The sequence below is a fragment of the Campylobacter sp. CFSAN093249 genome (assembly GCF_011067895.1).
Lineage (GTDB): Bacteria > Campylobacterota > Campylobacteria > Campylobacterales > Campylobacteraceae > Campylobacter_D > Campylobacter_D jejuni.
In genome coordinates this window covers 117,924-128,392 of the sequence record NZ_JAAMWM010000007.1, presented here as the reverse complement: position 1 = coordinate 128,392, position 10,469 = coordinate 117,924, and the positions used below count along the sequence as shown (strand labels likewise).

The following is a 10,469-nucleotide window of genomic DNA, read 5'->3' as shown; positions in this document are numbered from 1 at the left end:
TGAATTCTTATTTTGGCTGAATGTATTTTATTATAAATTTTTATATATTTCAAAAACAATTCGTTGTTATCATTTTGTAATTGATTTTTTTCTCTTAAAAAATTCTGTTGAATTTTTAAAATATTTTCTTGCATCACTTTTTTTTCTTTTACTTCTTTATTTAGCATCTCTTGTATCAGATTTATTTTTCTAGGGTCCATTATTAAGCAATATTCCTCTATTACTTTTTTATATTTTTCTATAGGTGGAATTAAAAAATCACAATTATATTGTTTTGGAATTTTTATATCTATATTATTTATTTTTTTTAAATTAATTTTTACATTATGACTAATATTACTAATTAAAAAAAAGGATATAATATCAAAATGCTCTAATCTGTATATTTTATTATTTAACTTAATAACACTTAAATTGCTTGTATCAAAATATACTGATGTATTGTCATCTATATTAATTTCAGTATCCCTAAATGCATTCATATATGGCTGAGTAATCTTGACAACCGCTTGATTATTTTTAATTATAATCGTGGAAGTAAGTTTATGATTTATCTCCCAATTTTTATTCATTTTAATAAGACCACTATTCCAACTATGAACTCCTATTAAAGTATAGCCATCAAGACTTTTCGGAAATTTTAATATGCTAGATTTATCAATTCTAAATACCGTTTCACTAAAAAATGAATTACTAAATTTCATGGTTGATTTTGTGCGATATTTTTCATAAAGTGTATTATTTTGAATAAATTGATCACCATTTGATAACATTTCACTTGGAAAGCAAATTTTAAAAAAAAATCTTTTATCATATATTTTTTTAGGATATAGAAAATAGCTTATATTATTTATAATATTTTTCGCTAATTGGGCCATAACAAAACCCATCTGATGTGATTCATCTATATTGTGAAAAAAATCACATAAGTTAAATCTCTCATAATATTCTTGCAAATCTATAATATTAAAGCCATATTTTGCTATATGAAATTTATGAATATTATTACATCCTTTATTTTTTTTAAAAAGAATATGAGGCATGAGTATAATTAATATTTTTTTATTCATTGAAGCTAACTCGCTATACAACCAATCAGTATGTTTAAGAACAACATCAAAAGCAGCAGCCCTATCATTAATATTACTTTCAGAAATAATTAAATCAGCATTTTCTAGATATTCTTGGTTTCGTTTTCTTTTTAATTCATAAAGATTTTGCAATGAACTACTCCCGCCTAAAGCTAAATTCGTTAGATTTACATTCTCTTTTCTTAAGCCTTTTTGCAGACCATTTACCATAACAGAATTACTGCCACCAAGTAAAACAACATTATATTTTTTCATTTAGAGTTACTCTTACTTTGATATGAGTTAAATTTTTTTACACTTTTATAGATACTTATAAAAAAATTTATATATCCTAGTTTATATTTGCTTTTATTAGCCTTAATCAATTCTTCACCTAGCCTATAAGTCAAACATTCTTTTTCTTTTAAAGCTTCTTTATAATCTTCACAGCACTCCATAGAAGGAATTTTCAAAAAAGTCATTGTTTTTATTTTTTCATTATACTCATTAACTTCAACTTGATGTTTTTTATATACTTCATTTAAAATATAAGGCATCTTTAAATATCCAAAAATACTTTTAGAACACATAATCATTGCTTGCCCTAGCTTATAAGCCAAATGATTTTTCACTCGAGCTTTTGCTGAATAAAACCTACTCCTATCTAATAGGTCATTTTCACAAACATTCACTTGTCCATAAAATTGAACAACATCGCTAAAAAAACGTATATTTTGTTCGATTATATCGCTGCTATAATCTTGTTTTTTTAAATTTAAAATATCTTTTTGCAACTCATCTTGCAAATTTGGAAAACATATACTTTTTGAAGATATTGATCTTGCAACATTGACATTATATGCAAAATGTGGTTCAATTGGTTTTATATTATTAAATACTAACCACTTGTGTAGTGCTTCTTGAGCATGAAAATCTTTTCGAAATGAATCCCTAAAAAAATCCAACCTTGTATCTTGGATAGCATCCCAAATATCACAAATCTTTTTAATGACCTCACGATTTCCCATAAAAAAATAATCCAAAACCTCTTTATGATGTGGCCACAACTCGTGTGTAGCAATAACATTACCAATATTTATTTTTTCAAGCATAGCCGAATCTATTCTAGGATAATCCAAATCAGGCCTAACAATCAATACAAAATCATATTTTTTTGAAACCCTCTTCTCGTATTTTTCCATTAATTCAAAAGCTATTTTTCTGCCATATAACATTTTATGCAAATTATTTAATTCACCATATTTTTGATGATAAGCAATAAAGCTTTTTTCATCCTCTAAATAAATATCATTAAAAAAAACATTTAGCTGTTCCAATTCATCTTTAGAAAAAGGAATAGACAGATCCTCGCTTAATTTATTATATACATTTGGAAAACATTTTGTGAATTCATTGAAATTTTTAATTTGCTCAGGAGTATTATTATAAATCTCTGGAATTCTTCTATACACCCAATTACTTCTATTTCTAATACTTGACCACAACATTTTTTTATTCCAAGAAAACAAGAAAATATCTGCATTTAATGGGTTTATAATTTGATTTTTTAAAAAATCTAGAGATTCAAGCCAATTTTTTCCCCTAATAGCTCCCGTCACTAAAACTGCAATATTTGGCGATGAATAAGTAATGCTTAATTTCTTCATTCTTAATAAATAACTTATTTGCTCATAGCAGATTGAAGCTCCGTAAAAATTTTGTTTCATAAAATCTTGCAAAATAAACATATAATCTTGTATTCGATCCAAAAAATCATCATCATTACTGTAAAAAAAATAATCAATGCTTTTTTTTATGTAATAAGCTGTTGAAATAGCATCACAAGCCTCCTTATAAACTCCCCATTTATATTTATTTCTTTCCATATAAACAATTGAAGTATAAAACAACTCGTGACAAAATTTTCCATTTAACTCTTGCTTTGAAATTTTAGCGTTTAAAATATAACATGCTAAATATCTCTTTTCAAAAGACATATCTTTAAAATCAAATTGCACTGCTTGTAATAATTTTTCTAGAAAAGAAAAAAAATTATAATCTTTACTTATTCTTGTCATTTCCCACCAAGCAGGTGTTTCTTGAAAAACCTTAAGAAAGTTATGAAGTTTTTCAAATTTTCCAATTTGAAATAAAAAATCAACATATTCATTTTCGAGTGAGTCTAATTTTTTTTCATATAATATTTCAATTGCATCGAAATTCCATAAATTTAACTGTTCTTGTATTTTTTTATCAGCGCTTTGAAACATAATAAACCTTTAATTCAAAAACTCATTTTGAAAATCTTCAATTTTTTTTCCATATTTGAATTTTCTTGCAACATAATCATCATATAGGTAATATTTTAAAAGTCTAGCAATATGGCTATGAAAATTTTTCCTCATTTCTTCTGTAAAACCATCTTTTATTGCCTTATCAAGAATTTGTTCCACATCATCTTTAGCAAATGCTTCATAAGTACAATTTTTATGCTTCAAATGTGTATATCCTAACATAACAACAGGTTTATTACGCATCAAAGCCTCATAGGAACTTTGAGATAATATAGTTACCACAACATCTGCTAAATCTATAAGCTCGTGAATATCTACACCCCTAGCATCAATAATTTCAGATTTTTTTTCTTCAAGCCATTCCAAATTAGGATGTGGTTTGTAAATAAAATTCCAATCATTTTTAATGCATATTTCACTTAAAACTCTACAAGCATCATTTGAATCAATACTCCACGGAGAATGATATTTAACCACATGCTGATTATAAGGTATCATACCAGCTTCAAAATCATTTTGTCCAAAATATACAATCGTTGGACGGTCTTTTTTTATTTTACACTTAATATTATCGATAAGATTATTTTCAGGTTGTAAATTTCTGCATAGTTTTTCTTTGTAAATATATTCTAAAACTTTTTTTGCATTTTCAAGATCATTTGAATTAATTGTTAAATCATTAAAATCTGATGTATGATTTGCTATCCAGCTTTCTCCCATTTGCCCTTGCAAATCAAAATTAAATGTTCCAGGAATCACTCCAAATTCCATAAAAACACATTGTATATTCCTTCTTAAACAAACTAGATAAAGAATTTCATGTGTTGCATTAAATTTATTCCATATGAAAACCTTTTTTGGAGAAGTTTTTTCTAATAAAATATCAAAATATTGAAATAAAAATATAGCCATTTTATCTGGATAATTTTTACCCATATCTTTATATTGCAACTTCATTCTAAGACTAATTTCTTTTAATCTTGGATTTTGCGCTAAAATGTATTTCTCAGATTCAGTAAGATTAAGATCAACATTTCTGTCATATCCTCTATTAAAAGTAGCTTTAGGGACTATAATGCTTGGTATTTTTAATTTATTTTGTACAAATTCTTTTTTTAACCAAGGCGTTGTAGATACTACTAACACAGATTTACCTTGAGTCGCATTAGAAATATAACGACACACTCCTTTATCAAAATAAGCAAAGTGACCCACAAGAAGAAAATCTTTTTTTTCCAATACATCGTCAAAACATTTACTTGGAAATTCAAATAAATCTTGTATGTTTTGTTGAATAATTCGCTTTTGTTTTTTAATTTCCAATCTGTTCTTAAAATTCTGAAAAAATGAGAAATTTTTAAACTTTTTATAATATCTCTTAATTATTTTTCTTACAGTACAGTATTCATTTGATTTTTGAAAATTTTTTTTACTCGCAAACCATCTATCATAACCAATATTGTTATTCCCTACTATAAAATCATCTTTAAAGGTTAAATTTTTAAAGACATTCATGTCTTTAGCTTTTGGTTGCCATAAAAATCGCGTTAATATATGATAAAAATCAAAACCATGTATATTTAAAACACCTATATCTTTTTTAAATAAATCATAAAATTCTTCAATATTGCTTAAAATTCTTTCTTGAATTTTTAAAATTTCATCTTGTGCTTGATATTTATCATCAAGTATGAAATCAAATTTATCATTTTTCTTTATAATTTCTTGCAATGTTCCAACAGGCTCGCTTAGAATATCTTCAAATATTTGATTATGGATTACATGAATGTGTTGAAAAAAAGTATTACTAAAGTCAAAATATGTTTTTATACCATCATCACTTTTAAAGCCAAAATGTTTAAACATATGATAAGCTGTAGTTTCGATATTCAAAACATCTTTTAAAAACTTACGAATTCTTCCACTATACCCTACATCAAATACAGCTATATTTTTACCATCCGCAATAACTTTTCTACAATAATCTTTTATAATTTCAGTTTTTTCTTTAGCATTATTAAAAAAATACTCATATACTTGATCAGCAATTATCAATTGATTTTTGACATCTCCAACATAAGCATCTAATACAAAATTATATTTTTCTGATACTTCAATAACTTGAGAATCATTCATTAAAAACCTTAGTTTTAAAAAATTCCCAATAGTCATAGTAGTGCTTGCTGGTATTGCAACTAACTTTTTTTTGCATTCTTTTTTACTTAAACCATCAAAAGCATATAAAGCCTTTCTAGAAAGCCTTAAAGGCTTTATATTGATCTGAGTATTTTTATCTTTTAAAAAAATATTTAAAATTTTTTCTATTAAATAACCATCTCTATAAACCAGCAGTAAAGTGTCGATATTATTTTTTTTACAATCTTCTAAAAGCCACTGAGTGAAAGCATAAAAAATAGGTGTTAGTAATAAATTTGTAAAATTTTCAATCTCGCCATTAAACATAGAATGATCTTTATCGTATGATCTTGAAATATGATCAAAAACCTTGTTAATCATAAAACCCAATATAAATCTATTATCTGTAAAAGCCATTTTTGAATATTGAATAGAATCTAATAAATGCAACATATTAAATCTATCCGAAGAATTAACAATTCTAGCACTCTTAATTCCTTTTGAATTAGGAATCTCTACATCTGCTCTTTGATTATCACCTATATGTAAAATGCTATTTTTTTCAAACCCTATTTTTTCAAATTTAGCAATTATAAAATCAAATAATCTTCCGCTACCTTTAGATAATTTTAAGTCTCCCGAAACAAACAGTTCATTGTAGCCTTTGTAATTATTTTTTTCTAAAACTTTTTCCAAAAATTTTTTTGGTAAATACATATCTGAAACAATAATAACTTTTTTATGATTTTCCAATGCTTCAAAAAAAATTTTCTGGATTGAATTTTTAGGGTACAAATAATCAAACTCAACTTCCATTTCTATAGTTTTAAGTTTTTCACACTCTTCTGTCGAAAATTCAAAATTTAAATGTAAGTGTTTATAAATATCATCTATAGTAATATCATCCTCATAGAATGGTTTATTTTCTCTTGCATATTGTTCAGCTAATTGTCTAATCTTTACAAAAGATTCATCATAACCTGCTCTTGTAGCCACAATTTTAAACATATCAGAAGGAATAATACAAGGTCTAACTAACAAAGTATCAAAAATATCAAAACTAACAATTTTTACTGATTCTGATTTTACAAGCTCACTAATTTGCTCTAATGTCATTTTTTTCCTTTAATTTATTTTCTACCCTAATTAAGCATTTCAATTCATTTTGAAAAAAACTATATGTTATATTTCCTAAACTTTCAAGTATTGCTATTCCTGCTGCGACATCCCAAATGGCTATATCTTTTTCATAATAAGCATCAATTCTTCCACATGCTACATAAGCTAAAGATAAAGCAGCGCTACCAAGCAACCTGATTTTTTTAAATTCTTGAATATTCGATATAAATTCCATTAGTCCATCTTTATCATAATTCATATAAGAAGAAAAACCTGTTGCCAAAATAGCTTGACTTTTGTCTTTTATATTATCAGATGGAATAATTTTTTTATCATTTAACCAAGCACCAACTCCAACTATACCACTAAACATTTCATCTCTATTAAAATCATAAATTACACCTGATAGGGGCTTATTATTTTCATATAAAGCTATGCTAATACAACATAAAGGAATATTTTGGCTAAAATTTAGACTCCCGTCTAAAGGATCAACAATCCAATAAATTCCTTTTTTTTCTTCATCACTGATTTTATAACTTTCTTCGCTTAAAATAGGATAAGAAAAAGCATTTGTTAAAATTTCATGTATAATTTTTTCAGAATCTAAATCTGCCTGCAATTTGATATCTTTTTTATCATTAGAATTTACTTTTTTTTCTTTTAAGTTTAATAAAAAATCACCCGCTTTATAACATGCCAATTTTGCAATTTCTAATTCTTTCATTTCCATAATCCCAATGGATATTTAATAACTGTTTTTAGAATATTCGATGGATTCTCACTATACATAGCCATTCCCAAATGTGCATCTTCTGGAAAAAAAATAGCTATATCATTTTTTTGCATTATAATTTTATTTGAGCAACGATTATCATTATATATAATTAAATCTTTTTCTTGATTATATTCTTCTGAAATTTCAAGATGACTTACATCAATAAACTCCATTTGCTCTATACCTTTTAAGTGTAATTGTATGTCAATATATTTTTTGTGACTTTCCCAAAAACATTCATTTCTTGGTTTTGTTATATAATTTTGCTCCAAAACAAAAAAAGTTTCACTTATATTTTCTTTTTTGCAACTTTTTAATGGTAATTCTAAAATTCGGAGCCGATTTTGATGCGTACTATTACATACAGAATAAAGATATTCTAAAGCCACTTGATCTTTTAAAAAGCTGTGAACTTGATGTACATTAGTGATGATTGCCATTAAGCCTCTTTAAAATAGTCTACTAAATTTTTAATGGCACTTTCCCCCATTGCTAAAACCGCTTCTTTAGCATTACCACCAATATGTGGAGTGCAAATTAAATTTGGCAAAGAAATAAAATCATAATCCTTGGGTGGTTCTTGATCATAAACATCGATAGCAGCCCCGGCTATGATTTTTTCTTTTAAAGCCCATTTTAAATCCTCTTGAACAACAATATCTCCTCTAGCAGTATTAATAAAATATGCTTCTTTTTTCATCATAGCAAAAACATCCTTATTAACCATATTTTTTGTTAAATTAGTTGAAGGCGCGTGGATAGTAACAATATCACATTTTTTATAAATTTCTTCCTTTGTTGCTTCAATCAAATTATTTCTTTTATAATACTCATCTTGCTGTATTATATCATTAACATATATTGTACAATTAAAGGGCTTTAAAAGACTTATAAGATCTTTACCAATATTTCCAACTCCTATAATTCCAACATTTTTTTCACTTAATTGAATTCCACCATTTTTATCCCATTCTTGTTTTTTTAATTTATTTGAAGTTATATAACTATTTCTCATTAAAGATAAAATATTTCCTAAGGCAAGTTCTGAAACCGATCTTTTATTTACTCCTTGAGGATAAACAACACTCACTTTATATTTATCCGTGGCATTAAAATCAATATTATTTAATCCAACACCATATTTAGAAATTACTTTAAGATTGTTAGCTTCTTTTAAAATATCTTCATTTATTTCATCAAGTCCAACAATAGCACCATCAGCATCTTTTAAAAAACTTTTTAACTCATCTTGACTTAATCTTTTCAAGGAATCGTTAAATTGCACACATTTAAAATATGAATTTAGTTTTGCTCTTAAATATTGATTTTTAGAAAATGCTACCGTAGTAACAGCAATTTTTTTATTCTCCATAATACTTTACCTCATTTTTGCCGCAATATCTTCGTGCTTTTAACAATTGTTCTGCCAGTAAAAAATCTTCTTCATAGCTAATTTTAATAGATTTTATAGGATCAATAGGCCACAAAGCACATTTTCCATTAAAAACAGCATAGCCATTTTTTTCATAAGATTTAATAAAACTTTCTCTTCTCCAAATGCACACTGTCCACACACATACTTGAACCGGATCAATATTTTGCGTCATAGGTAATAACCCATCTTTATTAAAATTTAATGCCTTTCCTTGGTAAAAACATTGCAATCTTTCATCTTTAGCTGATATCATCGAGTCTAATTGATTTGTTTCAAAAAATTTGATAGCATTTTCTATATCACTTGATTCTACTAAAGGCGAAACAGGGTTAACCATGACTAAGGCTTCGCATTCTATTTTTTTTAAAAAATCATAATTAAATTGATCTGACACAATATGATCTAGGGCTAATTCTTGGCTCCTTTTATAATATTTTACACCATAATCCAAGGCAACTTGTCCTATTAAATCACTTTCTGTGTTTACATACACCTCAGAAATACTATTTGCATTTTTACAAGCCTTTATAGCATAAGCTATCATAGGCTCCCCTTCAATAAGTCTTAAATTTTTTTGCCTTACTCTTTGACTTCCTAATCTAGCAGGAATTTCTGCAATATATTTATTTTTAGTCATTGTAAAATCCTGAGTTGTTATAAATTTTCTCAATCAACAACATGGTTTGAAGAGCATCAGCACTAGTGCCATTTTTAACACTCACTTTACCGTCCACTGCATCTAAAAATTCTTTTATTTCAATTTCCCAAGAATCATCGTTTTCAAACCAAGTAATATTTTCTTTAGGTTTACCCATTGCAAAAGTTATATCTTCGAATTCTCTTCTTCCCACAACTAATGTTTCTGGTGCATAACTTCTAGTCCCAGATAAAATACCATCAAGATTGATATAACCTTCTTCAAAATACATCTCTAATAAAAACTTATGCTTCCAATGTGTAGCACTAGAATGCAACATTGCTATAGTATTTGAATATGTTTTCATAATAGCAAATGCATTATCCTCCACTTCAATATCCCAATAAGCATTTGTTACAAAACTATTAATTTTTTCAAACTCCTCACCAGATAAATAACGCATCAAATCAAGCATATGAATTCCTTGGTCTATAAGTATACCACCGCCTGATTTGTTTTTATAATTGCGCCAATTTTTATTATAATCTATACTACCAGCTTTTCCATAAGTCCCCTTCATCCATAAAAGCTTTCCCATAGATTTAGAATCTATTATTTTTTTAGCCTCCATAACTGAATAATGATATCTATGATTAAATCCATATTTTAGAATCATTTTACTATTCTGTTCAACCTTAATAACCTCTTGAAGCTCCTTGCTTGTTTTAGCAGGAGGCTTTTCGCAAAAAACATGTTTTTTTGCCAATAATGCTTTTTTGGTATATTCAGCTAAAGAATCTACAAAAGTGCATATAAAAATAGCGTCAATATCTTGCGACAATAACTCATCAAAACTATAACAAAAAATTATATCGCTACCCAAATTTAAAGGTTTTTTAATATCATAAACAGCAACTACCTGTGCATAATTTTTCTCTAAAATTTTTTTAGCCCTCAATTGACCTATTTTTCCAAAACCTGCAATTCCAATCTTAATCAT

8 protein-coding genes are annotated in these 10,469 nt (G+C 26.6%); all 8 read right to left on the bottom strand.

Going from position 1 to position 10,469, the window contains the following annotated elements; all coding sequences use genetic code 11:
* Positions 1 to 1,346: hypothetical protein (locus FBF10_RS08840; protein ID WP_228761707.1), on the bottom strand; the 1,346-nt coding region annotated here is incomplete at its 3' end.
* Positions 1,343 to 3,340 carry a hypothetical protein gene (locus FBF10_RS07800; RefSeq protein ID WP_052789883.1) on the bottom strand — a complete coding sequence of 666 codons (1,998 nt, stop codon included), beginning with the start codon at positions 3,338 to 3,340 and terminating at the stop codon, positions 1,343 to 1,345. The genes FBF10_RS08840 and FBF10_RS07800, both read right to left, overlap by 4 nt.
* A 9-nt stretch (positions 3,341 to 3,349) precedes the next feature.
* The gene (locus FBF10_RS07795) at positions 3,350 to 6,616 is read right to left on the bottom strand and encodes a hypothetical protein (protein ID WP_002887777.1); all 3,267 of its coding nucleotides are present in this window, start codon (positions 6,614 to 6,616) and stop codon (positions 3,350 to 3,352) included.
* Positions 6,597 to 7,346 (bottom strand): inositol monophosphatase family protein, encoded by a 750-nt coding sequence (locus FBF10_RS07790; protein ID WP_002887776.1) that lies wholly within the window; start codon positions 7,344 to 7,346, stop codon positions 6,597 to 6,599. Before FBF10_RS07790 ends, FBF10_RS07795 begins: the two co-directional genes overlap by 20 nt.
* On the bottom strand, positions 7,343 to 7,837 hold the full coding sequence (locus FBF10_RS07785; RefSeq protein WP_002887775.1) for a YhcH/YjgK/YiaL family protein: 495 nt from the start codon (positions 7,835 to 7,837) through the stop codon (positions 7,343 to 7,345). Before FBF10_RS07785 ends, FBF10_RS07790 begins: the two co-directional genes overlap by 4 nt.
* Positions 7,837 to 8,769: a phosphoglycerate dehydrogenase gene (locus tag FBF10_RS07780; protein ID WP_002887773.1), complete on the bottom strand. Its 933-nt coding sequence runs from the start codon at positions 8,767 to 8,769 to the stop codon at positions 7,837 to 7,839. Before FBF10_RS07780 ends, FBF10_RS07785 begins: the two co-directional genes overlap by 1 nt.
* The gene (locus tag FBF10_RS07775; protein WP_002887771.1) at positions 8,759 to 9,469 is read right to left on the bottom strand and encodes an acylneuraminate cytidylyltransferase; all 711 of its coding nucleotides are present in this window, start codon (positions 9,467 to 9,469) and stop codon (positions 8,759 to 8,761) included. The genes FBF10_RS07780 and FBF10_RS07775 overlap by 11 nt, the downstream gene beginning before the upstream one ends.
* Positions 9,462 to 10,469 carry a Gfo/Idh/MocA family oxidoreductase gene (locus tag FBF10_RS07770; RefSeq protein WP_002887769.1) on the bottom strand — a complete coding sequence of 336 codons (1,008 nt, stop codon included), beginning with the start codon at positions 10,467 to 10,469 and terminating at the stop codon, positions 9,462 to 9,464. The genes FBF10_RS07775 and FBF10_RS07770 overlap by 8 nt, the downstream gene beginning before the upstream one ends.